Consider the following 23,760-nt stretch of genomic DNA (forward strand, 5'->3'; position numbering starts at 1 on the left):
TTACAGGCGCTTCACGGCAGGGGCTCACGCTCGCGCGTTGAAGAGGTGAACATGAAGTCACGCCTGCAGCCCGCCATGAGCACCCTGTACCAGCGCCGCCTCTGGCGCCTCTTCTGGTTCGCCGCCATCGTCCTGGTCGGGATGGCCGGCGCCGCCTTCGCGCAGGACGCGGAGGACCCCCCGGGCCGCGTCGGCTACGTGAGCTACCAGAAGGGCGGGGTGGTGTTCGCGCCCGAGGGCGAGGAAGACTGGGTGGACCTGCCCACCAACCGCCCCATCACCGCCGGCGACCGCCTCTGGACGGACCAGGGCGCGCGCGCCGAGTTCCAGGTCGGCACCACCACCCTGCACCTCGATGGCGAGAGCCACATGGGCGTGAGCGAGCTCGAGGAGCGCGCGCTCAAGGTGATCCTGCTGCAAGGCAGCCTCAACCTGCGCGTGCGCGAGGTGGCGCAGGGCGAGAACGTCGAAGTCGACACGCCCAACCTGGCGTTCCGCGCGCTGCAGCCCGGGGACTACCGCATCGACGTCGACGTGCGCAACGGCGAGACGCGCGTGGTCGTGCAGAGCGGGCTGGGCTCCGTGTTCGGCGAGGCGGGCGAGTCCATCCACCTGGGCGGCGGCCAGGTCGCCGCCTTTACCGGGCGCGTCCTGGCGCAGGTGCAGGGGCCGGAGTTCCGGCCGGACGACTTCGGGCTCTGGGCGGCCGAACGCAATCGCGCCGAGGACCAGTCGGTCGCCGCGCGCTACGTGCCGCGCGGCGTGGTCGGCTACTCGCAGCTCGATCAGTACGGCACCTGGAACCAGGACCCCACCTACGGCGCCGTCTGGTACCCCGCCGTGCAGGTCGCGAACTGGGCGCCCTACCGCTACGGCCACTGGAGCTGGATCGGGCCCTGGGGCTGGACCTGGGTCGACGATGCGCCCTGGGGTTTCGCACCCTTCCACTACGGGCGCTGGACGATGATCTCCAATCGCTGGGCCTGGGTGCCGGGGCGCCTGGCGCATCGCCCGGTGTACTCGCCGGCGCTGGTCGTGTTCCTCGGTGGCGGCGGCACGCGCCTGGCCGCCGGCTCGGGGCCGGCCGTCGGCTGGTATCCGCTCGCGCCCGGCGAAGCCTGGTGGCCCACCTTCCGCCATTCGCCGCGCTACGTCGGGTTCGCCAACTTCAACATCAACCTGAACGCGTATCCGCGCACGTTCACCAACCACGTGTGGCGGCAGCGGCCCTTCGCCGTGACGGCGGTGGGCGAGGACGATTTCCGCCGCGGCCGCCCGGTCTATCGCCACTGGCAGCCGCTGGCGCCGCAGACGATCGGCAACGCGCAGATCAACGTGGTGCCGGTGCGGCCGGAACTGCGGCCGCGGGGCGAGTTCCAGCGCTCGTGGCGCGGGCAGCCCGCGGCGCCGCAGGCGGGCGTGCAGCCCGGGTCGCAGCCGGTGGCGCCCCAGCGCTTCTTCGGCGGCCGCGAGCCGCCGGCCGCGGTGCGCGAGCAGTTCCGCGCCGCCCGCGAGCAGGAGCGCCTGCAGCGCGAGGCCGATCGCACCGCGCGCGACCAGCAGCGGCAGGCCGAGGCGGCGCGCCCGCAGCAGGCGGACACCCGCTTCCAGCGCGAACAGGCGATCCGCCAGCAGCAGGAGCAGGGCGCCCGCTTCCAGGCGCAGCGCATGCAGCAGGAGCAGGCCCAGCGGATGCAGCAGGACCAGGCACAGCGGATGCAGCAGGCGCAGCGGCCGCAGCCGGAGCAGGTTCAGCGGACGCCGCAGGAGCAGGCGCAGCGCGAGGCGCAGCGGGAAGCCTGGCGCCACCAGCGGGAGCAGAACGCCAGCCAGCCGCAACGCCCGACCGCGCATCCCCAGCGTCCCCCCGTGCAGCCGACGCAGCAACAGCAGCAGGCGGTGGTGCCGGTGCCGCAGCAGCAGGTGCAGGCGGTCCAGCAGATGCAGCCGCCGCAGCAGCATCAGCAGCCTCCGCAGCATCAGCAGCCTCCGCATGCCGCCCCCATGAACCGCGGCGAACGCGGGGGGCAAGGCCAGCAGGGCAACGGGGGTGGACCCGAGCAGGGGCAGGGCCAGCAAGGCGGCGGTCGCGGCGGCCGCGGCGGGTGGCGCTGACGCCCGCTTCGCAATCTGGAAGACCAAGACAAAGCGGCCCGCGGGCCGCTTTGTCTTGAAAGCCCCGGATTCCCGCCTGCGCGGGAATGACGGGGAGGGTCAGCCCTCGTCCTTCAGTTTGTACGACGAAGCCAGCTGCGCCTGCACGTTCGGCGGCACCTGCTCGTAGTGGCTGAAGGCGATGGTGTAGCGGCCCTGCCCGCCGGTGAGCGAGTTCAGCCGCGACTGGTAGCTCGCCAGCTCGGACAGGGGCGCCATCGCCAGCACCGTGAGCGAGCCCGTGCTATCGCTTCGCGTGCCGCTGACCTGGCCGCGGCGCGACGCGAGGTCGCCCGTGATGTCGCCCATGTTGGCTTCGGGCGCGGTGATCTCCACGTTGACGATCGGCTCCAGCACGCAGGGCCGCGCCGCCTGCACCGCGGCCTGCAGCGCCTTCTTGCCGGCGGTGACGAAGGCGATTTCCTTGCTGTCCACCGTGTGGTGCTTGCCGTCGTAGACGACGCACTTCAGGTCCACCACGGGATAGCCGGCCACGACGCCTTCCTCCATCGCCGCCCGCACGCCCTTCTCGACGGCCGGCATGAAGTTGGTCGGGATCGTCCCGCCCTTGACCTCGTCGACGAACTGGAAGCCGCTGCCGCGCGGCAGGGGCTCGATGCGCAGGAACACCTCGCCGAACTGGCCGGCGCCGCCGGTCTGCTTCTTGTGGCGGTGGTGGCCCTCGGCGGGCGCGGTCACCGTCTCGCGGTAGGCAATGCGCGGCGGCCGCGTGTCGACCTGGCAGTTGTGCACCTCCTGCAGCCGATCGAGCAGGGTGCGCAGGTGCAACTCGCCCAGGCCGTAGATCACCGTCTCGTTGGTGGTGGACACGTGCTCCAGCTTGAGGCAGGGATCCTCGCTGATCAGCTTCTGCAGGATGTCGTGCAGGCGCTGCTCGTCCCCGCGCCGCTTGGGCGCGATCGCCAGCCCGTGCACGGGCACCGGAAACTCCAGCGGCTTCAGGTGGATGTGCGAATCCTCGGCCGCGTCGTGCAGCACCGCGTCGAAATGCAGTTCCTCCACCTTCGCGATGGCGCAGAGGTCGCCGGGCACCGCCTTGGCCACCTCCTTCAGCTCCTTGCCCTGCAGCATGAACAGGTGGCCGACCTTGAAGGGACGGCGACCGTCGCCGACATACAGCTGGCTGTCCTTGGTGAGCGTGCCCTGGTGAACGCGCACCAGGCCGACCTTGCCCACGTAGGGATCCTGCGTGATCTTGAAGACGTGGGCCAGCACGTGCTTGTCCGGGTCCACCGCGGCCTGGACCGGCCTGGCCTTCTCGCCCTCGCCTTCCAGGAAGGCCGGCGGATTGCTCTCGGTGGGGTCGGGCAGCAGGCGCTCGATCACGTCCAGCAGTTCGGGCACGCCGGCGCCGGTGCGCGAGGAGACGAAGCAGATCGGCACCAGGTGCCCTTCGCGCAGCGCCTGCTCCAGCGGCGCGTGCAGCTCGGACGGATCGACGTCGCCTTCGTTGAGGTAGCGCTCGACGAAGGCGGCATCCACCTCCACCACCTGCTCCACCAGCGCGCGGTGGGCCTGTTCCACCGAGGAGAAGTCGGCCGGCGGCCCCTCGTCCTTGAGCTTCCAGAAGCAGTCCAGCACGGACTCGCCCTTCTGCGAGGGCAGGTTCACCGGCAGGCACTCGCGGCCGAACGCGGCCTGGATCTCCTGCACCAGCGCCTGCAGGTTCACGCCCTGCGCGTCGATCTTGTTGACGACGATGATGCGGTCGCGTTCGCGCTGCCGGGCCCACTCCATCATGCGCAGGGCCATGGGCTCGACGCCGGTCGACGCGTTGATGACGATGGCGGCGGTCTCGACCGCCTCCAGCGCCGGCAGCGACTGGCCGAGGAAGTCCGGCGCTCCGGGGGTGTCGATCAGGTGGGTGGTGATTTCGCGGTGTTCGAAGTGCAGCAGCGTCGTGTTGAGCGAACGCAGGGCCCGCCTCTCCAGCGGGTCGTGGTCCGAGACGGTGCTGCCCCGTTCGACGCTGCCGGGCGCGCCCACCGCCCCGGCCTTCCACAGCAAGGCTTCGGCCAGGCTGGTCTTGCCTGCGGCGCTCGGGCCCACGAGGGCCACAGTGCGGCGCGAGGCGATGTCGCGATTGGTTGACACGAAGGAAGCTCCCTTGGATGAGAGTGAGGATGAGGAATCCTACGCACGCCGTGCGGGCGCCGCAACGTCCTTAACTCAACATTCGTGCAGGTCGTTTGCAGCGCGAATGCGAGTGAGCGCCGGCACTCCTAACCCAGCCGCAGAGCCATCACGCCTGCGACGATCACCGCCGTGCCGAGGGCCCGCCGCGGCGTGAATGCCTCCTTCAGCAGCCAGGTCCCCAGCAGCGCGGCGAACAGCACCGAAGTCTCGCGCAGGGCCGCGATCGTGGCCACCGGCGCGCGCGTCATCGCCCACAAGGCGATCCCGTACGACACGAGCGAGGCACCGGCGCCCAGCAGCGCCACCGGCGCACGCTGCCGGGCATAGGGGAGGGCGTGCCGCCAGCCGCGCCGCGCGATCACCAGTAAGCCGAAGGGCCACCCCTCGAGCGCGAACAGCGCCGCCACGTATTGCAGGGCATTGCCGGATGTCCGCGTGCCCAGCGCGTCGACCACCGTGTAAAGGGCGATCACGACCGCGTTGGCGAGCGCGAAGCCGACCGCCCGCGGCGAATCCAGCGCGTGCCGCGACAGGCCCAGCGCCAGCACGCCGCAGCTCACCCCGAGCACCCCGACCCAGGCGATCGGGGACGGCGCCTCGCCCACGGTGGCCGCCGCCGACAGGGCGACCAGCAGCGGTGCCGTGCCGCGCATCAGGGGATAGGTCAGCCCCAGGTCGCCGTGCTTGTAGGCGCCGACGAGGGCGACGTAGTAGCCGATGTGGATCGCGACCGAAGCCAGGATGTAGGGCCAGGCGGCGGGAGGGGGCAAGCCGGCCACGGCCACCAGCGGCAGGGCCAGCAGGGAGGCGGTCAGGTGGATCACGGCGGTGTCCAGCGCCTTGTCGCTGCTGGCCTTGACCACGGCGTTCCACCCCGCGTGAAGCAGGGCGCCGAACAGCACCGCGGCGACCACGGGCCAGGTCAGGCCCATCGTGCGCTGCAAATCAAAACAGGTCCTCCCGGGAGGGCGCCACACAGCCGCGGCGAAGGCTGTCAAGATAGCAGACGCGACGTGAACGAAGGGAGAGCACCCTTGGCCAGCCTGCATCACCCCGCCCTGGAGAAGCTGCGCAAGAGCAACGCCAGCAAGGTGAAGGTTGCCGTCAGCGACATCGACGGCATCCTGCGCGGCAAGTTCCTGCACATCGACAAGTTCGAGGGCGCGGCCGAGGGCGGCTTCGGCTTCTGCGACGTGGTGCTGGGATGGGACATGCACGACGTCACCTACGACAACACGCAGGTCACGGGCTGGCAGCACGGCTTCCCCGACGCGCTGGCGCGCATCGACCTGGGCACGGCGCGCAACGTGCCATGGGACGGCGGCGTGCCCTTCTTCCTCGGCGAGTTCGTCAATGCGGACGGTTCGCCCCATCCGCTGTGCCCGCGCCAGACGCTCAAGCGCGTGCTGGCCCGCGCCGCGAAGCTCGGCTACCAGGCCATGTGCGGCATGGAGTTCGAGTGGTTCAACTTCCGGGAGACGCCGCACAGCTGGGCCGGCAAGAACGGCCAGCCGCCGGAGCCGATCACGCCCGGCATGTTCGGCTATTCGATCCTGCGCATGGCCGACAACCCCGGCTTCTTCAACGCGCTGATGGACGACATGCTGGCCTTCGGCGTGCCGATCGAGGGCCTGCACACCGAGACCGGTCCCGGCGTCTACGAGGCGGCGATCGCCTTCTCCGGCGCGCTGGAGCAGGCGGACCGCGCCATCCTGTTCAAGACCGGCGCGCGGGAGATCGGCAAGCGCTTCGGCGTCATGCCCAGCTTCATCGCCAAGTGGAGCCCGAAGTACCCCGGCTGCAGCGGCCACATCCACCAGAGCCTGTCGGACGGCAAGTCCAACCTCTTTTACGACGGCGACGCGCCGCGCAGGATGAGCGCGCTGTTCGAGAGCTACCTGGCCGGCCAGGTCGCCTGCATGATGGAGTTCGGGCCGATGCTGTGGCCCACCATCAACAGCTACAAGCGGCTGGTGGACGGCTTCTGGGCGCCGGTGAAGCCGACCTGGGGCATGGACAACCGCACCGCGAGTTTCCGCGTGCTGGCCGGTTCGCCCAAGGCCACCCGCCTGGAAACCCGCTGCCCCGGCTCGGACGTGAATCCCTACCTCGCCATGGCCGCCGTGATCGCCGCCGGCATGCACGGGGTGGAGAAGGGCCTGAAGCTCACGACGCCGCCGATCACGGGCACCAACGTCGGCGGCGAGAACGTGCCGCGCGCGCCGCGCTCGCTGATCGAGACCACCCGCGTGTTCCAGCAGTCGCAGATCGCGCGCGACTGGCTGGGCGACGCCTTCGTGGACCACTTCGCGGCCACCCGCGACTGGGAATGGCGTCAGTGGCAGGACGCGGTGACCGACTGGGAACTCCGCCGCTACTTCGAGATCGTCTGAAGATGCAGATCCGCCGCCTCGAGGCCGCCGACGTGTCCGCCTATCGCGCCCTGCGGCTGCGCGCCTTGCGCGCGCATCCGGAGGCCTTCACCTCCAGCTACGAGGAGGATGCGGTGCAGCCGGCTGCCTTCACGGCGCAGCGCCTGGCTTCGCCGGACTTCGCGGCCTGGGGCGCCTTCGAGGGCGAGGAGCTCTACGGCATGCTCGGACTGGAGCGCGAGCGCCGCGCCAAGAACCGGCACAAGGCGACCGTCGTGGGCATGTACGTCGCGCCGGAGGTGGCGCGGCAGGGCGTGGGCCGCGCGCTGCTGGACGCGCTGGTGGCGCATGCCCGCGCCGTCGGCATCGAGTCGCTCGTGCTCACGGTCACCGACGGCAACGCCGAAGCGCAGCAGCTGTACGCCGGCGCGGGCTTCCGCTCGATCGGCGTCGAGCCGGACGCGATCCGCGTGGCGGGTCGCTCGTACGGGAAGATCCACATGCACCTGGACCTGAGATGAGCCTCTCCAGCTTCTCCTTTCCCACCGACATCCGCTTCGGCCCGGGCGCGCGCAAGGAGGTCGCGGCGCACCTGCAGGCCCTGGGGCTGAAACGGCCGCTGATCGTCACGGACCGCGGACTCGGCGCGCTGCCCGCGATGGCGGAGTTCCAGTCGCACCTGGGCGGGCTGGACGTGCTGGTCTTCGCCGGCGTGGCCGGCAACCCCACCGCCAGCCAGGTCCTGGCCGGCGCGGCGGCCTTGAAGACGCACCAGGCCGACTGCGTGGTCGGCATCGGCGGAGGTGCGGCGCTCGACGTGGCCAAGGTGGTCGGCCTGGCCGCCACCCACGACGGCGACATCCTCGAATACGCGTGGGACCATCCGCGGGTGCGGCCCATCACCAACCCGCTGCCCTATTTCGTCGCGCTGCCCACCACGGCCGGCACCGGCTCCGAGGTGGGCCGCTCCTCCGTGATCAGCGAGGACGAGACGCACCTCAAGCGCGTGATCTTCAGCCCGAAGCTGCTGGCGAGGAAGGTGTTCGCCGACCCCGAGCTCACGCTGGGGCTGCCGGCCCACGTCACCGCCGCCACGGGCATGGACGCGCTCACGCACAACATCGAGAGCTATCTTTCGCCGGCCTACCACCCCCTGTGCGACGGCATCGCGCTGGAAGGCACGCGCATCGCCGCGCGTTCGCTGGTGCGGGCCGTGCGCGAGCCCGCCAACCTCGCCGCGCGCAGCGACATGATGATGGCGTCCATGATGGGGGCCATCGCCTTCCAGAAGGACCTGGGCGCGGTGCATTCCTGCGCCCACGCGCTGGGCGCCGTCTGCGACCTGCACCACGGACTCGCCAACGCGCTGATGATCGAGGCCGTGCTGGCCTGGAACGTGGAAGCCGCGCCCGACAAGTTCGAGGAGCTGGCGCACGTGTGCCGCGTGGCCGGCGGCGGCCCCGGGCTGGTGCGCTGGCTGGGGCACCTGAAGCAGCAGGTCGGGATCACGGGCACGCTGTCCTCGCACGGGGTGAAGCAGCAGCAGGTCCCGCGGCTCGTGGAAGTGGCGGTGAAGGACGTCTGCCACCAGACCAACCCGCGGCCGGTGGCGGCGGCGGATTTCCAGCGCCTGTTCGAGGCAGCGATGTAGGGACACGATGGACAGACTGAAGATCGGCATCAGCGCCTGCTTCTTCCACCCCGACGGCGAGCGCCAGGCGGCGCCGTCCAAGACCCTCCTGTGGATCGAGCAGTCCACCGCGCACTGGGTGATGTCCGAGGGCGCCTTGCCGGTGATGGTGCCTTCGCTCAACGGCGCCACCTTCCGCGGCGACATCACGGTGCGGGAGTACGCGCAGTGGCTCGACGGCCTGGTGATGCACGGCGGCGCCGACGTCTGGCCCGGCACCTACGGTGAGCAGCCGCTGCGCCCCGAGTGGCGCGGCGACCGCATCCGCGACGAGAACGACATCGCGCTGGTGCAGGCCTTCCGCGCCGCGGGCAAGCCGGTGTTCGGCATCTGCCGCGGGCTGCAGCTGATCAACGTGGCGCACGGCGGCACGCTGTACCAGGACATCAGCACGCAGAAGCCGGGCGCGCGCAGGCACCGCGACGCCGAGGCCTACGACCTGAACTTCCACGAAGTCGACCTCCTGCCGCGGACCCGGCTGGCGCAACTGCTGCCCCCCGGCCGCCACAAGGTCAACAGCGTGCACCACCAGGGCGTGAAGGACCTCGCCCCCGCCTTCGTGGTGGAGGCCGTGTCGCCCGACGACGGGGTGATCGAAGCGATCCGCCACACCGGCGACGCGTGGGTCGCGGCGGTCCAGTGGCATCCCGAATTCCACCGTCCCGAACTGGGGGTGATCGACGATACCCCGCTGCTGCGGGACTTCCTGGAGGCCGCCCGCGCGGCGCGCTGCGCATGAACACCCTGAAGATCCGCAACCCGGCCAGCGGCGAACTGGTCATCGCCCTGCCGGCCGACGACGCCCGCAGCGTCGCCGTGAAGGCGATGGCCGCCCGGGCGGCGCAGCCCGCCTGGGCCGCGTGGCCCCTGGCCGACCGGCTGGCCTGCCTGCGGGCGTTCCGTGCCGGCGTGGTCGCGGAGCTCGACACGCTGGCCACGATCATGACGCGCGAGACCGGCAAGCCGATCCGCATGGCGCGCAACGAGCTGAACGGCCTGCTGCCGCGCATCGACTTCTTCCTCGCCGAATGCGAGCGCGCGATCGCGCCGGAGACGGTGTACGAGGAGAGCGGGCTGCGCGAGCAGATCGAGCACGTGCCGCTGGGCGTGATCGCCAACATCTCGGCGTGGAACTATCCGTGGTTCGTCGGCTGCAACGTGATCCTGCCCGCGCTCGCGACCGGCAACGCGGTGCTGTACAAGCCTTCGGAGTACGCCACGCTCTCCGGACTGGAGATCGCGCGGCTGCTGCACGAGGCCGGCGTGCCGCGCCAGGCGATGTGCTGCCTCGTCGGCACAGGCGAGGTCGGCACGGCGCTGCTGGCGCAGGACGTGGACGGCGTGTTCTTCACCGGCTCGCACGCCACCGGGCAGCGCATCGCCGAGTCCGTGGGCAAGCGCTTCCTCAAGCTGCAGCTGGAGCTGGGCGGCAAGGACCCCACCTACGTGTGCGAGGACGCCGACCCGCAGACCGCGGCGGAATCGCTCGCCGACGGCGCCATGTACAACACCGGCCAGAGCTGCTGCTCGGTGGAACGCATCTACGTGCACGAGGCGATCCACGACGCCTTCGTCGAGGCCTTCGTGCGCGCGGTCGGGGCCTTCCGCATGGGCGACCCGATGAGCGAGGACACCTACATCGGCCCGCTCACGCGCACGCCGCAGCTGGACGTGCTGGCGGCGCAGGTGGCGGACGCGCGCCAGCGCGGCGCGAAGGTGTTGACCGGCGGCCGCGTCGGTGACGGGCCGGGCAACTGGTTCGAACCCACCGTGCTGGTGGGCGTCGACCACACGATGGAGATCATGCGGGAGGAGAGCTTCGGCCCCGTGATCGGCATCCAGAAGGTCCGCGACGACGCCGAGGCGGTCCGCCTGATGAACGACACCCGCTACGGGCTCACGGCCGGCGTCTACACGCGCGACGAGACGCGGGCTCGCCGCATCCTGTCGCAGGTGCACGCGGGCAGCGTGTACTGGAACTGCTGCGACCGCGTGAGCCCGCGGCTGCCCTGGAGCGGCGTGGGGGATTCCGGCGTGGGGCTGACGCTGTCGAAGTACGGCATCCAGACCTTCACGCGGCCCAAGGCGTGGCACTTGCGCAGCGCCGGCTAGACCCACTCCCCCTCGCGCAGCTCCCGCGTGAGCCAGGCGCAATAGAACGGCGCTGCCACCAGCCCCGGGACCCCGAACGCCGACTCCAGCAGCAGCATCGACGCGAGCATCGCGTAGGTCGGCACGTTGGTGCGTCCGCCCACGATCTTCGCGTTGAGGAAGTACTCGAGCTTGTGGATGACCACCAGGAACACCAGCGAGGCGACGCCCACCCAGACGGACACCGTCAGCGCCGCGATCGTGATCGCCGTGTTCGACAGCAGGTTGCCCACGATCGGGAGCAGGCCGCCGAAGAAGGTGAAGCCGACCAGCGTCGGCGCGAGGGGGACGCGGTAGCCCAGCGCGGGCAGCACGACCAGCAGGTAGATCCCGGTCAGGGCCGAGTTGATCAGCGAGATGCGCAGCTGCGCCGAGAACACGTCGCCGAAGGCATTGGCCAGCTGCAGCATACGCGCCTGGGCCAGCACGATCAGGGGCCGGCGCGGCTGCGCGGGTTCGACGGTGCGCGCCGCCGTGGCGGCCATCAGGCCGATCGCGAGGCCGAGCAGGATGTGCACCAGGATCTTCAGCGCCTCCGCGCCCCAGCGCTGCATCTCGCCGGAGTGCTCGCGCAGCCAGCGGCTCATCGCGTGCTGCACGGTGTCGGCCGACTCGGGCAGGCGCGAGACGATCCAGCCCGGCGCGGTGGCGCGCAGCTGGTCCAGGGTGTCGGCGATCAGCTGCATCAGCCGGGAGAGCCCGCCCGACTTGAACAGCAGCTCGGCCCCTGCCGCGAACACCAGCCCCAGGCCGGCCACGGCGACCGTCACCAGCAGCCAGCGCAGCGCGCGGTTCCACAGGGAGCCCTTCGCCGGGCCGGTGAAGTCACGCACGCGCCGGTACAGCACGAAGCCGGCAAGGCCGGCGAACAGTGCCGACAGCAGGTGCAGGTAGAGCACGCCGAGCAGGACCAGGGACGCCAGCAGGATGCTGCGCAGCCGCAGCTTCTCCGTGGCCAGCTCGGGCGTGGTCTCGGACGGGCTGAGGGGCCGTTTCACCAGCCCATTGTGCCCCCCTCCCCGGGCACGCTGGGTTACTTGGCCTTCGGCCGCCCGTACCTGGCGGTGAAGCTGGCCTTGCCGAGGGAGTTGGCGTTGATCATGAAGCCGGCCAGCGCCGCCGTGGCATCCGCCGGGATGTCCAGCTTGTCGGTCTTCAGCGCGTGCACGGTGAAGACGTAGCGGTGCGGCTTGTCGCCGGGCGGCGGGCAGGCGCCGCCCCAGGCCGCGACGCCGTAGTCGATGCGCACCTGGCGCGCGCCCTGCGGCAGGTTGGCGTTGCTGGCGTTGCCGGCGTCGGGCTTCAGCTCGGTGACGCTGGCGGGGATGTTGATGACGGACCAGTGCCACCAGCCCGACCCGGTCGGCGCGTCGGGGTCGTACACCGTGACGGCGTAGCTCTTCGTGTCCTTCGGGGCGCCGCTCCACTTGAGCGCCGGCGACTTGTTCTCCCCGCCGCAGCCGAACACGTTGGCCTCGAACTTCTTGTCCATCGTCGCGCCCGGCTTGATGTCGGGGCTTTCCAGCTTGAAGGCCGCGGCGGAGGTCGCGGCGGTGGCAAGGGCGAGCGCGGCGGCGGCCGCGAGGGTGCGCGTCATGGATCCTCTCCTTGTTCGTTGGAGCTTGGGGATCGGGATGATGCTACGAAAGCGGCGGATTTGTCTTGCGGGGCGCCCCACCCCATCCCTCCCCCGGAGGGGAGGGATGAAGACGCGTCACTCGGAGGAAAGGTGCTTGCCGACGATGCCGGCCAGCTCGAACATCGAGACCTGCGGCTTGCCGAACAGGGGCTTGAGCTTCGCGTCCGCGTTGATCGCGCGCTTGTCCTTCTGGTCCTGCAGGCCGTGGGCCTTGATGTAGTCCCAGATCTTCTTGATCACCTCGGTGCGCGCGATCGGCGCGTCGCCGACCACGGCGGCCAGCTCGGGGCTCGGCTTGAGTCCGGGACCGGTCTTCTTCGCCGGGGACTTCTTGGCGGCGACCTTCTTCGCCGCCTTCGCGGTGGCCTTTTCCTCGCTCGGCGGCTTCTTGGCGGCGGCCTTGGCGGTGGCCGTCTTCGCGCTCGCGGCGCCCGCCGTCTTGCGCGGCGGGAACTTGGAGGCGCGCGGTTCGAATTCGAAGTTCACCTTGCCGGCTTCCGCGTCCCAGGCCAGGTAGGCCTTGAACGGGCGCCGCGTGCGCATCGAGATGAACTTGTCCAGCAGGTCGGTCTTGCCGGTGGCGAGCAGCTTGGCCATCTGCTCGCGCTCGACCGGCTGCTGCAGGATCACCTTGCCGCTGCGGAAGTCGCAGGTGGGCGCGGGATGCTTCTCGGTGGGCACGGAACGCTCGCAGACGTAGTTGCTGCCCCATTCGAAGACCTGGTGGCCGCACCTGGGGCAGGGGCCCAGGGGCTCCTGCGCCGACAGGTCGACGATCTCGCCCGTCTCGGCCGGGTTCTTGTCCTCGCCGAAGTCGAACTCCAGCTTCCAGTTCTTCTCGTCCTCGTCGTAGGCCAGCGCCAGTTCGGCGGTGAAGGGCCAGCCCGCCTTGGAGCGGAAGCCCTGCAGCGGGCCGATGCGCTTGTCGCGCAGGAAGGTCTCGACCTCCTCCAGCTCGAACGGCCGGCCGGCCGGGATCTTGGTGAAGGAGAAGCCGCAGGGCTCCTTGCCCCTGCCGCCCACGCAGTTGTAGCGGCGGTAGGTTTCCTGCACCACGCCGCCGCAGTTGGGGCAGGGCGTCTTCAGCGTGGCGTAGTCGCCCGGGACGGTGTCGCGGTCGTACTCCTTGGCCTTCATGACGATGCGCTTCGTCATGTCGGCGATCTCGCGCATGAACTGGTCGCGCGAGAGGCGGCCGTGCTCCATCTGCGCCAGCTTGTACTCCCATTCGCCGGTGAGCTCCGGCTTGGAGAGCTCCTCCACGCCCAGCCCGCGCAGCAGCGTCATGAGCTGGAAGGCCTTGGCCGTGGGGATCATCTCGCGGCCTTCGCGCAGGATGTACTTCTCGTTGATGAGGCCTTCGATGATGGCCGCGCGGGTGGCCGGCGTGCCCAGGCCCTTTTCGGCCATGGCCTCGCGCAATTCGTCGTCCTCCACGAACTTGCCGGCGCCTTCCATCGCGCCCAGCAGCGTCGCCTCGCTGTAGCGCGCCGGCGGCCGGGTCTTCAGGCCCTTGGCCTCGACCGAGGCGGTGTCCACCTTCTCGCCCGGCTTCACCGACACCAGGTTCTGGCCCTTGTCGCCTTCCTTGGCGTCCGGGTCCTGGTCGGCGGCTTCCTTGCCGTAGATCGCCAGCCAGCCCGGCTTCACCAGCACCTTGCCCTCGGTGCGGAACTGGTGGCCCGCCGCCTCGCTGATGCGGGTGGTGACCAGGTATTCGGCGCTGGGGAAGAACACCGCCAGGAAGCGCCGCACCACCAGGTCGTACAGCTTCTGCTCCGCCTCCGACAGGCCGCTGGGCGCCTGCAGGGTCGGGATGATGGCGAAGTGGTCCGACACCTTGCTGTCGTCGAACACGCGCTTGACCGGCTTGACGTAGCCCTCCGTGACCGCCTGCCGCGCGAACGGCGCCAGGTGCGGCATGCCGCTGTCGGCCAGCACGCCCATGGTCTCCTGGACCACCTTCACGTAGTCGGCGGGCAGGTGGCGCGAGTCCGTCCGGGGATAGGTCAGCGCCTTGTGGCGCTCGTACAGCGACTGCGCCAGCGACAGCGTGGTCTTGGCGGAATAGCCGAAGCGGCCGTTGGCCTCGCGCTGTAGGGAGGTCAGGTCGAACAGGCCGGGCGAGGCTTGGGTGCTGGGCTTGGATTCCTCGGTGACGCTCGCCTTCTTGCCGCGCACCGCCTGGGCGATGGCCTGCGCGTCCTGCTCGTTCCAGAGGCGGTCGGCGCGTTTCTCGGGATCGTCGGGGTCCTTCTTCCAGTTCGGGTCGAACCACTTGCCGGGGTACTCGCCGGCCTCGGCGGCGAAACTGGCGTGGATCTCCCAGTAGTCGCGGCTGACGAACTTGCGGATCTGCTCCTCCCGCTCCACCACGATCGCCAGCGTCGGGGTCTGCACGCGGCCCACGGTGGTCAGGAAGAAGCCGCCGTCGCGGGAATTGAAGGCGGTCATGGCGCGGGTGCCATTGATGCCCACCAGCCAGTCGGCCTCCGAACGCGAGCGGGCGGCGTGCGCCAGGCCTTCCATCTGCTTGTCGGTACGCAGCTTGTCGAAGCCGTCGCGGATGGCCTGCGGCGTCATCGACTGCAGCCAGAGGCGCCGCACCGGCTTGTGCGCGGCGCCCTTCTTGCCCGCGCCCTGGCCGTCGGTGCCGAAGGCGAACTGCTCGATCAGCCGGAAGATCAACTCGCCCTCGCGCCCGGCGTCGCAGGCGTTCACCAGGTCGGTGACGTCCTTGCGCTTGGCCAGCTTCACCACCGCGTTGAGGCGCGACTTGGTCTTGTCCACCGGCTTGAGGTCGAAGTACGGCGGAATCACGGGCAGGTGGGCGAAGCTCCACTTGCCGCGCTTGACGTCGAACTCCTCCGGCGCCTGGATCTCCACCAGGTGACCCACGGCGCTGGTGACGATGTACTTGCCGTTCTCGAAGTACTCGTCGTGCTTGTCGAACTTGCCGGCCACGGGGGTCAGGGCCCGGACAATGTCCTGGGCCACCGACGGCTTCTCGGCGATCACCAATGTTTTCACGACCATCCCGGATGCCTTTCGGCACCTCGTCCCTTGACGTTCTTACAATCGCGCTTTCCTCGCGCGCGCACGCACGCGCGTACGCGTACGAATCCAAGTTAACAGAATTTTCTACATGCCCGCCAAAGCCGCCGCCGCCCCCAAGACGAATCGCCGCATCCAGGTCCGCAAGTCGGGCGTGCACGGCAAGGGCGTGTTCGCCCTGCAGGACATCCCCGAGGGCGAGACCCTGATCGAATACCTGGGCGAGATCATCTCGTGGAAGGAGGCCCAGCGCCGCCACCCGTGGAACCCGGAAGAGCCCAACCATACCTTCTACTTCCATGTCGACGACAAGCGCGTGATCGACGCCGCCGTGGGGGGCAACGCGGCCCGCTGGATCAACCACTCCTGCGAGCCGAACTGCGAGGCCGACGAAGTCGAAGGCCGCATCTTCATCAAGAGCCTGCGCGACATCAAGGCCGGCGAAGAGCTGAGCTACGACTACGGCCTGATCATCGACGAGCCGTACACGAAGAAGCTGAAGGCGGAATACCCCTGCTGGTGCGGCAGCCGGAACTGCCGCGGCACGCTGCTGGCGCCCAAGCGCGGCAAGCGCTGACCGCCATGAGGTGGCCGGCGGAGGCGATCTGGGAGGCGGTGGCGCCGCTGCTGCCCGGGTTCACCGTGGAGATCCTGCCGGAGCTGGATTCGACCAACAGCGAGCTGATGCGGCGCTCCCGCGACGGCCGGTCCGAGCCCGTGCTGCTGGTCGCCGAGCGGCAGACCGCAGGGCGCGGCCGGCTCGGCCGGGGCTGGCAGAGCGCCGCCGGTGACTCGCTGACCTTTTCGCTGGGCGTGCCCCTGGCGCCGGCGGACTGGTCCGGCCTGTCGCTGGCGGTCGGGGCCAGCGTGGCCGAGGCCCTGCATCCCGCCATCCGGCTGAAGTGGCCCAACGACCTGTGGCTGGACGACCGCAAGCTGGGCGGGATCCTGATCGAGACCGCCAGCTTCGGCACGGGCAGCGCCGGCGGGCGCTACGCGGTGGTCGGCATCGGCCTGAACCTCGCGCCGCGGCCTGCGGAGGGGCTGTCCACCCCGCCGGCGGCCTTGCGCGAGCTGCTGCCCTACGCCCAGGCGCCCGACGTGCTGCAGCTCGTCGCCGCGCCGCTGGTGGCCGACGTGCTGCGCTTCGCGCAGGCCGGCTTCGAGGCCTTCCACTCCCACTTCGATGCGCGCGACGCGCTGCGCGGGCGCGCCGTGACGCTCAGCGACGGCAGCGCCGGCGTGGCCCAGGGGGTGAGCGAATCCGGCAGCCTGCTGGTGCATACTGCGGCCGGCCTGCAGGCGGTGAGCAGCTCGGAGGTGAGCGTGCGGCCCGCCGCCCCCTGAACACCGTCCATGCTGCGCCTGATCGTCCTGTTCCTGCTGCTCGCCAACGGGGCCTACTACGCCTGGTCCCAGGGGCTGCTGATGCCCTGGGGCGTCGGGCCGGTGCAGCAATCGGAACCGCAGCGGATGCAGCAGCAGCTCCAGCCCGAGGGCGTGCGCCTGCTGCCCGCCGAAGAACTGCGCGCCCTCGAGGCCCAGGTGGCGCAGGTGGCCCCGGCCGCGCGCGCATCCGAATGCCTGGCTTCGGCCACCCTGGCGGAGCCGCAGGCGGCCACGGTGCGCACGGCGCTGCAGTCCTGGCCGGCCGGCTCCTGGACGCTCGAACCGGTGGTCGAACCGCCGCGGTGGATCCTCTACATGGGCAAGTACGCGGACCCGGAGCAGCTGGCCCGCAAGCGGGCGGAACTGCGCCAGCTGGGCATCGCCTTCGATGCGCCGCTCGATCCCCAGCTGGAGCCAGGGCTCGCGCTCGGCAGCTTCAGCAGCGAGCCCTCCGCGCAGCAGCAGCTGCAGGCGCTCGTTACGCGCGGGGTGCGCAGCGCGCGGGTGGTGCAGGACCGCCCCGAGCAGCGTGGCTTCCGCCTGCAGCTGGCGGCGATGACCGACGCCTTGCGGCCGCGGCTGAACGAGCTCCGCCCCGCGCTGGACACGACAACCCTGCGGCCCTGCCGCTGAACAACACCAGGAGATTCCCGCCATGTCGCTCAAGCTCTATTTCGCCCCCGGGGCCTGTTCCTTCGTCCCGCACAGCCTGCTGGAGACCACCGGCGCGCCGTTCGAGCCCGTGATGGTCAAGCTGCACAAGGGCGAGCAGAACGAGGCGGCATTCAAGGCGATCAACCCGCGCGGCCAGGTGCCGGTGCTGGTCGACGGCGACGAGGTGATCACGCAGATCCCGGCGATCCTCCAGTACCTGGACGCGAAGTTCCCGGAGCAGCAGTTCCTGCCGCGCGAGACGCTGGCGCGCACCCGCGTGCTGGAGACGCTGGCGTGGATGAACAACACCGTGCATCCGACCTTCACGCACGTGTTCATGCCGCAGAAATACGCGGGCAGCCCGGAAGCGCAGGCGGAACTCAAGTCCTTCAACGCGAGGGTGTACGCCGGCTACCTGGGGGAGATCGAGGCGCTGGCGCAGCGGGCGGCCGCCCGCGGCCAGTCCTGGCTGGGTGGCGAGCGCCTCGGCCCGCTGGACGTCTATGCGCTGACCCTGCTGCGCTGGGGCGGCTTCGCCGGGATCGACCCCACGGGCTTCCAGGCGCTGTGGGCGCACGTGCAGAAGGTGGCGCAGCAGCCCGGAGTGGCGCGGGCGATCGAGCGGGAGCGGCTGCAGCTGAACCTGTACAAGGCGGCCTGAGCCGCCTTCAGGCGCGCACCGCGGCCTCCTCGGCCGGCTGGGCCTGCGACTCGGTCGCCACGAAGCGCACCGTGACCCGCGTCCCCGGCGGCACCTGCCCGGGGCGTGCGTCTTCCAGCTCGATCGTCGCGTCGTGCTGGCGCGCGATCTCCTGCACGATCGGCAGGCCCAGGCCGGAGCCGTCCACGTTGGTGCCCAGCGTCCGGTAGAAGGGCTGGAACACCAGCTCGCGCTCGGCCTCCGGAATGCCCGGGCCGGTGTCCTCCACCTGCAGCACCAGCGCCTGCCCGAACGGGTCGGCCAGCACCCGCGCGGTCACGATCCCGGGCTGCTGCTCCGTCGAAGGCGTGTAGTTCACCGCGTTGTCCAGGAGGTTGCGCACCAGCTCCTTCAGCAGCGTGGGGTTGCCTCGCAGGAGCACGCCGTGCGCGCCCGGCTCGGGGCCGTCGTAGCCGATGTCCAGGTGCTTTTCCATCGCCCGCGGCACCGTGTCGCGCACCGCCTCGATCGCGATCTCCGCCAGGTCGCAGGCCTGGCGCACCAGCACCTTGGCGCTGTTCTCCGCGCGCGCCAGCGCCAGCAGCTGGTTCACCGTGTGGGTGGCGCGCATGCTGGAGCGGCCGATCTGCTTGAGCGACTGCTTCAGTTCCTCGGGATGGAACTGCTCGCGCTGGGCGAGGTCGGCCTGCATGCGCAGGCCGGCCAGCGGCGTCTTGAGCTGGTGCGCCGCGTCGGCGAGGAAGCGCTTCTGCGTCGCGATGGAGCTTGTCAGCCGCGTGAGCAGGTCGTTCACCGAGGACACCAGCGGAGCGACCTCCAGCGGAACCACCTTCTCGTCGAGCGGGCTCAGGTCGTCGGGCTTGCGCGCGCGGATGCGCTCCTCCAGCTCGGACAGCGGCTTGATGCCCCGCACCAGCGCCATCCACACCAGCAGCACGGCCAGCGGCAGGATCGCCAGCTGCGGCAGCATCACGCCCTTGATGATCTCGGTGGCGAGCACGGAACGCTTCTCGCGCGTCTCGGCCACCTGCACCAGCGCCGGCGGCGAGCCGGGGGCGTCGATGCGCACCCAGGTGTAAGCCACGCGCACGCCCAGTCCGCGCATCTCGTCGTCGCGCAGGCGCGTTTCGCCAGGGGCGGGGCGCTCGTCGTCGGGCGGCGGCGGGAAGTCGCGTTCGCCGGACAGCAGCTCGCCGCGCGAGCCCAGCACCTGGTAGTAGACCTGGTCGGCATCGTCGGCGCGCAGGATCTCGCGCGCCGGCTGCGGCAGGTTGAAGGAGGCGCGCTGGTTCTGCACCGTCACCAGCTGCGCCAGCGCCTGCACGTTGTATTCGAGCGCGCGGTCGAAGGGCTTGCCGGCGATGCTCTGCGCCACCAGCCAGGTGAGCGCCAGGCTCACCGGCCACAGCAGCAGCAGCGGCGTGAGCATCCAGTCGAGGATCTCGCCGAAGAGCGAGCGCTGCTCGCGCTGGAAGATTTTCATGGACGTACTGCGTGGCTCCGCGAGGCGTCATTCCCGGGACCGGACCGGCCCCGGCCGCGCAGCCGCCCTCTGCGCTCCAGGCGGATGCTGGGCTTGCCGCCTGACGCGGGGATGACGTTCAGGGGATCTTCTCGAGACAGTAGCCCAGCCCCCGCACCGTCGCAATGCGGATCGGCCCCTTCTCGATCTTCTTGCGCAGGCGGTGGATGTACACCTCGATGGCGTTGTTGCTCACCTCCTCGCCCCATTCGCACAGGCGTTCCACGAGCTGGTCCTTGCTGACCAGCCGGCCGGCGCGCTGCAGCAGCACTTCGAGCAGGCCCAGTTCGCGCGCGGACAGTTCGACCATCTTGCCGTCGATGGTCGCCACGCGGCCGGCCTGGTCGTACACCAGCGGGCCGTGCTTGATCGTGCTGCTGGTGGCGCCCATGCCGCGGCGGGTGAGCGCCCGCACGCGCGCCTCCAGCTCCGACAGCGCGAAGGGCTTGGCCATGTAGTCGTCGGCGCCCAGGTCGAGGCCCTTCACCCGCTCCTCGATGGCATCGGCGGCGGTCAGGATCAGCACCGGCATGGTGGAGCCCCGCGCGCGCAGCTTGCGCAGCACTTCCAGTCCGTGCATCCGGGGCAGGCCCAGGTCGAGGATCAGGAGGTCGAACTCGTTGTTCGTCATCAGCGCCGCGTCCGCTTCGGAGCCGCTCGCGACGTGGTCGACGGCGGCGCCGGAGGCGCGCAGGCTGCGCAGCAGGCCGTCGGCGAGCACCTGGTCGTCTTCCGCGATGAGGATCCGCATGCATGTCTCCTGTGCCGCCAGCGGGGGCGTAATGTCGGGCGAATTCTAGGTTCGCGACCCGCCCCCCATATGACGTGGATCAGTTCGGCCCCACCGTCATGCGGGGCTGCCGGCATAGGCCTCGAGCCCGATCGAGACCACGGTGGCGACTTCCGCGCCCACTTCGGCGCGGAACTCACGCTCCGCCTGCGCCACCGCGTCCTTGAAGGCCTGCAGCCAGGCCAGCCCGGTGGGCGTGAACTTGACCAGCCGCGCCCGGGCGTCGCGCGCGTCCGCCTCGCGCGTGACCAGGCCCCAGGCTTCGCACTGGTCCACCAGGTCGCCCATGGCCTGCTTGCTCATCCCGGCGCGCTGCGCCAGCTCGGTCAGGCGCGTCCCCTGCAGTTCCAGGTGGCGCGTGACGTGGATGTGCGCCGCGCTCACCTGCGCCCGCGCGGCGAGGTTGGACAGCGCCAGCGGCACGTCCACGTTGTGCGCCATCAGGTGCAGCACGCGCTCGTCGAAGCGGCGCATCGCCTCCCCGAGCAGGCGGCCCAGGTGGGTGAGTCGCCAGCCGTCGTCCAGTGCATTCATGCCCAAATCGTAAGGCAAACTGACCAAAAAACCCGTTGTCCGCCCGAGACCTGGGCCGTTACATTACTGGCCATGCATCCAGCCTGTGCTTGAATCCAGCTGGAAAACCCGTACCAACCCATTGATTCCCAAGGAGAAAACGAAGATGGACGCCCAAGTCAAAGGCTCGAAGGTCGCCGCCGCCGACAACGAAAAGGCCAAGGCCCTGGCCGCCGCGCTGGCCCAGATCGAGAAGCAGTTCGGCAAGGGCACGATCATGCGCCTGGGCGAGGGCGAGGCCATCGAGGACATCCAGGTCGTCTCCACCGGCTCGCTCGGCCTGGACATCGCGCTGGGCGTCGGCGGCCTGCCGCGCGGCCGCGTGATCGAGATCTACGGCCCGGAATCGTCCGGCAAGACCACGCTGACGCTGCAGGTCGTGGCCGAGATGCAGGCCCAGGGCGGCCAGTGCGCGTTCGTCGACGCCGAACACGCGCTCGACATCCAGTACGCGCAGAAGCTGGGCGTCAACGTGTCCGACCTGCTGATCTCCCAGCCCGATACCGGCGAGCAGGCCCTCGAGATCGTCGACAGCCTGGTGCGCTCCGGCGCCGTCGACCTGATCATCATCGACTCGGTGGCGGCCCTGGTGCCCAAGGCGGAAATCGAAGGCGAGATGGGCGATGCCCTGCCCGGCCTGCAGGCCCGCCTCATGAGCCAGGCGCTGCGCAAGCTCACCGCCACGATCAAGAAGACCAACTGCATGGTCATCTTCATCAACCAGATCCGCATGAAGATCGGCGTGATGTTCGGCAGCCCCGAAACCACCACCGGCGGCAACGCGCTGAAGTTCTACGCCTCCGTGCGCCTGGACATCCGCCGCACCGGCACGATCAAGAAGGGCGAGGAGGCGATCGGCAACGAGACCAAGGTGAAGGTCGTGAAGAACAAGGTCGCGCCCCCGTTCAAGACGGCGGAATTCGACATCCTGTTCGGCGAGGGCATCAGCCGCGAGGGCGAGATCATCGACATGGGCGTCGCCAACCAGGTGCTGGACAAGTCGGGCGCCTGGTACGCCTACAACGGCGAGAAGATCGGCCAGGGGCGCGACAACGCCCGCGAGTTCCTGCGCGAGAACCCGGAGCTGGCCCGCGAGATCGAGAACAAGGTCCGCGAGCACCTGGGCATCCCGCTGCTGCCGGCCGACGTCGCGGAGGAATAAGCAAATGGTGCCCCCACGCTCCCCCACTGCGTGTGGGTCGCTGCCCCCCGAGGGGGCTTCAGCCTCCTTGAGGCGGCTCGGCGGAGGCTGACATGGCCTTCGGCCAGCTTTCGGTGAAGGGCCGGGCCCTCAAGCTGCTGGCCGCCCGCGAGCACTCGCGCCAGGAGCTGGAACGCAAGCTCGCGGCGAAGGAGCCCGACCCCGCCGAGGTCAAGCAGGCGCTCGACGAACTGCAGGCGCGGGGATTCCTCGACGAGCAGCGCGTGGTGGATTCGATCGTCCACCGCCGCGCCGGGCGCGTGGGGGTGGGGCGGATCCGGCAGGAGCTGCAGGCGAAAGGGATCGATGCGGAGCGGGTGGCCATCGCCGTGGCGAGCCTCAACGCGAGCGAGTTCGAACGAGCCCGCGAAGTCTGGCGAAAGAAGTTCGGCGCGCAGCCGGAGGATGCGTCCCAGCGGGCGAAGCAGGCGCGGTTCCTGGCTGCGCGCGGGTTCAGCGGAGAAGTCGTGCGACGCGTCCTGAATACGCCGGACGACGAGTAGCGGGGGGATTCACAGGCGCCATGCGGGCGCGGGCAAGTAGAACGCAAAAGCCGCAAAGGCTACGCAAAAGCCGCGAAAGAGACATCCTCATGAGGATGTTCTTTGGCGGCTTTTGCGTTTCTTTAGCGGCCTTTGCGTTAAAAAAATCCTGGACCTTCCCCTGCGCTGCGAAGGCCCGCGAACTTCAGATCCCGAGCATCAACTTCAGGTTCTGCACCGCCGCCCCGCTGGCGCCCTTGCCCAGGTTGTCCAGCCGTGCGATCAGCACCGCGTGCGCGTAGTCCATGTTGTGGAACACGCGCAGTTCCATCTTGTTGGTGTCGTTCAGCGCTTCCGGCTCCAGCTTGCCGTCCTCGGTGGGCGCCTGCACGGTCACCCATTCGCTGCCCTGGTAGTGGCGCTTCAGCACGCTCTCCAGGTCCCCCGGCGTGGGCTTGCCGGGCAGCGTGTTCAGATGCAGCGGCAGCTGCACCAGCATGCCCTGGCGGAAGTTGCCAACCGCGGGCAGGAAGATCGGCCGGCGCAGCAGCCCGGTGTACTTCATGATCTCCGGCAGGTGCTTGTGCTTCAGCCCCAGCGCATACAGCTCGTACGCGGGCGCCTGGCCCGATTCGTAGGCCTCGATCATCGTGCGGCCGCCGCCCGAATAGCCGCTCACCGAGGGCAGCACCACGGGGTAGTCGTTCGGCAGCACGCCGGCCTCCACCAACGGACGCAGCAGCGCGATCGCGCCGGTGGCGTAGCAGCCGGGGTTGCTCACGCGCTCTGCCTTCGCCACCGCCTCGCGCTGGCCGGCGGAAAGCTCGGGGAAGCCGAACACCCAGCCATCGGCCGTGCGGTGCGCGGTGGACGCGTCGATGATGCGCGGCTTCCGGCCGCCGGAGCGGCCGATCTCTTCGATCATCGCCGCCGACTCGCGCGCCGCGTCGTCGTGCAGGCAGAAGATCACGAGGTCCACTCCCGCCATCAGTTCGCGCTTGGCAGCCGGGTCCTTGCGCTTGTCGGGGGAGATGCTCACCAACTGGATCTGCGGCATCGTCTCGAGCCGCTCGCGGATCTGCAGGCCGGTCGTTCCGGCCTCGCCGTCAATGAAGACCTTGGGCATCGGGCGTCCTATAGGAAAGCGTTATGGTGACTGTAAGTCCCAAGTCGGAATTGGTGCATTGCAGCATGATACAGTTCGCGCGATCTTGCCACGCTGACCGTCCACGCCTCGAAATTCCGCGCCCGCCGGTCGTCCGATTTCCCAC

General features: G+C 69.9%; 21 protein-coding genes. 12 read left to right on the forward strand and 9 right to left on the reverse strand.

What is annotated here, in order from left to right:
- Nucleotides 1-51 precede the first annotated feature (51 nt).
- On the forward strand, nt 52-2,115 hold the full coding sequence (locus tag JJ685_RS26295) for a DUF6600 domain-containing protein (RefSeq protein ID WP_201677344.1): 2,064 nt from the start codon (nt 52-54) through the stop codon (nt 2,113-2,115).
- A gap of 99 nt (nt 2,116-2,214) precedes the next feature.
- Here the strand turns inward: JJ685_RS26295 and fusA are convergent, their stop codons facing one another.
- A complete protein-coding gene (gene fusA, locus JJ685_RS26300) occupies nt 2,215-4,269 on the reverse strand; it encodes an elongation factor G (RefSeq protein WP_201677345.1) in 2,055 nt (684 codons plus the stop codon).
- Nucleotides 4,270-4,397: 128 nt separating this feature from the next.
- On the reverse strand, nt 4,398-5,243 hold the full coding sequence (locus JJ685_RS26305) for an EamA family transporter (RefSeq protein ID WP_201677346.1): 846 nt from the start codon (nt 5,241-5,243) through the stop codon (nt 4,398-4,400).
- A 102-nt stretch (nt 5,244-5,345) separates the two neighbouring features.
- Between JJ685_RS26305 and JJ685_RS26310 the strand changes: the two genes are divergently transcribed.
- Genes JJ685_RS26310 through JJ685_RS26330 form a run of 5 tightly spaced genes read left to right on the forward strand, consistent with a single transcriptional unit; the run spans nt 5,346 to nt 10,485 of the window.
- Nucleotides 5,346-6,704 (forward strand): glutamine synthetase family protein, encoded by a 1,359-nt coding sequence (locus tag JJ685_RS26310; RefSeq protein ID WP_201677347.1) that lies wholly within the window; start codon nt 5,346-5,348, stop codon nt 6,702-6,704.
- 2 nt (nt 6,705-6,706) lie between these two features.
- Nucleotides 6,707-7,204, forward strand: coding sequence for a GNAT family N-acetyltransferase (locus JJ685_RS26315; protein ID WP_201677348.1), 498 nt, complete (start codon nt 6,707-6,709; stop codon nt 7,202-7,204).
- Entirely contained in the window at nt 7,201-8,334 is a 1,134-nt protein-coding gene (locus tag JJ685_RS26320) for an iron-containing alcohol dehydrogenase (protein ID WP_201677349.1), read from the forward strand. The genes JJ685_RS26315 and JJ685_RS26320 overlap by 4 nt, the downstream gene beginning before the upstream one ends.
- A gap of 7 nt (nt 8,335-8,341) precedes the next feature.
- A complete protein-coding gene (locus JJ685_RS26325) occupies nt 8,342-9,112 on the forward strand; it encodes a gamma-glutamyl-gamma-aminobutyrate hydrolase family protein (protein ID WP_201677350.1) in 771 nt (256 codons plus the stop codon).
- A complete protein-coding gene (locus tag JJ685_RS26330; protein ID WP_201677351.1) occupies nt 9,109-10,485 on the forward strand; it encodes an aldehyde dehydrogenase family protein in 1,377 nt (458 codons plus the stop codon). The genes JJ685_RS26325 and JJ685_RS26330 overlap by 4 nt, the downstream gene beginning before the upstream one ends.
- Here JJ685_RS26330 and JJ685_RS26335 read toward each other — a convergent pair.
- The 3 genes from JJ685_RS26335 to JJ685_RS26345 form a co-directional block, all read right to left on the reverse strand.
- Nucleotides 10,482-11,522 carry an AI-2E family transporter gene (locus JJ685_RS26335; RefSeq protein WP_201677352.1) on the reverse strand — a complete coding sequence of 347 codons (1,041 nt, stop codon included), beginning with the start codon at nt 11,520-11,522 and terminating at the stop codon, nt 10,482-10,484. The two genes, JJ685_RS26330 and JJ685_RS26335, sit on opposite strands and share 4 nt — an antisense overlap.
- 35 nt (nt 11,523-11,557) lie before the next feature.
- Nucleotides 11,558-12,121 carry a YbhB/YbcL family Raf kinase inhibitor-like protein gene (locus JJ685_RS26340; RefSeq protein ID WP_201677353.1) on the reverse strand — a complete coding sequence of 188 codons (564 nt, stop codon included), beginning with the start codon at nt 12,119-12,121 and terminating at the stop codon, nt 11,558-11,560.
- 117 nt (nt 12,122-12,238) lie between these two features.
- Nucleotides 12,239-15,199: a DNA topoisomerase III gene (locus JJ685_RS26345; protein WP_201677354.1), complete on the reverse strand. Its 2,961-nt coding sequence runs from the start codon at nt 15,197-15,199 to the stop codon at nt 12,239-12,241.
- 109 nt (nt 15,200-15,308) lie between these two features.
- Here JJ685_RS26345 and JJ685_RS26350 point away from each other — a divergent pair, with 109 nt between their 5' ends.
- The 4 genes from JJ685_RS26350 to JJ685_RS26365 are packed head-to-tail and all read left to right on the forward strand — an operon-like array spanning nt 15,309 to nt 17,921.
- Nucleotides 15,309-15,794 carry an SET domain-containing protein gene (locus JJ685_RS26350; RefSeq protein ID WP_201677355.1) on the forward strand — a complete coding sequence of 162 codons (486 nt, stop codon included), beginning with the start codon at nt 15,309-15,311 and terminating at the stop codon, nt 15,792-15,794.
- 5 nt (nt 15,795-15,799) lie between these two features.
- Nucleotides 15,800-16,564, forward strand: coding sequence for a biotin--[acetyl-CoA-carboxylase] ligase (locus tag JJ685_RS26355; RefSeq protein ID WP_201677356.1), 765 nt, complete (start codon nt 15,800-15,802; stop codon nt 16,562-16,564).
- A 9-nt stretch (nt 16,565-16,573) separates the two neighbouring features.
- Nucleotides 16,574-17,239 (forward strand): SPOR domain-containing protein, encoded by a 666-nt coding sequence (locus JJ685_RS26360; RefSeq protein ID WP_201677357.1) that lies wholly within the window; start codon nt 16,574-16,576, stop codon nt 17,237-17,239.
- A 22-nt stretch (nt 17,240-17,261) separates the two neighbouring features.
- The gene (locus JJ685_RS26365; RefSeq protein ID WP_201677358.1) at nt 17,262-17,921 is read left to right on the forward strand and encodes a glutathione S-transferase family protein; all 660 of its coding nucleotides are present in this window, start codon (nt 17,262-17,264) and stop codon (nt 17,919-17,921) included.
- Nucleotides 17,922-17,928: 7 nt separating this feature from the next.
- Here the strand turns inward: JJ685_RS26365 and JJ685_RS26370 are convergent, their stop codons facing one another.
- From JJ685_RS26370 to JJ685_RS26380, 3 genes are all read right to left on the reverse strand, one after another.
- A complete protein-coding gene (locus JJ685_RS26370; protein ID WP_201677359.1) occupies nt 17,929-19,404 on the reverse strand; it encodes a sensor histidine kinase in 1,476 nt (491 codons plus the stop codon).
- A 118-nt stretch (nt 19,405-19,522) separates the two neighbouring features.
- Nucleotides 19,523-20,194: a response regulator gene (locus JJ685_RS26375; RefSeq protein ID WP_201677360.1), complete on the reverse strand. Its 672-nt coding sequence runs from the start codon at nt 20,192-20,194 to the stop codon at nt 19,523-19,525.
- A gap of 96 nt (nt 20,195-20,290) precedes the next feature.
- Nucleotides 20,291-20,767, reverse strand: coding sequence for a MarR family winged helix-turn-helix transcriptional regulator (locus tag JJ685_RS26380; RefSeq protein ID WP_201677361.1), 477 nt, complete (start codon nt 20,765-20,767; stop codon nt 20,291-20,293).
- A gap of 145 nt (nt 20,768-20,912) precedes the next feature.
- On the opposite strand from JJ685_RS26380, the gene recA reads away from it, so the two are divergent.
- Together recA and recX are read left to right on the forward strand one after the other, a co-directional pair.
- Entirely contained in the window at nt 20,913-21,968 is a 1,056-nt protein-coding gene (gene recA / locus JJ685_RS26385) for a recombinase RecA (RefSeq protein ID WP_201677362.1), read from the forward strand.
- Between the two features lie 92 nt (nt 21,969-22,060).
- Entirely contained in the window at nt 22,061-22,510 is a 450-nt protein-coding gene (gene recX, locus JJ685_RS26390; protein WP_201677363.1) for a recombination regulator RecX, read from the forward strand.
- Between the two features lie 184 nt (nt 22,511-22,694).
- Here the strand turns inward: recX and argC are convergent, their stop codons facing one another.
- Complete coding sequence (gene argC, locus JJ685_RS26395) at nt 22,695-23,615, reverse strand: N-acetyl-gamma-glutamyl-phosphate reductase (RefSeq protein WP_201677364.1); 921 nt, start codon at nt 23,613-23,615, stop codon at nt 22,695-22,697.
- Nucleotides 23,616-23,760: the final 145 nt, after the last annotated feature.

It is taken from the genome of Ramlibacter monticola (assembly GCF_016722785.1).
Classification (GTDB): domain Bacteria; phylum Pseudomonadota; class Gammaproteobacteria; order Burkholderiales; family Burkholderiaceae_C; genus Ramlibacter; species Ramlibacter monticola.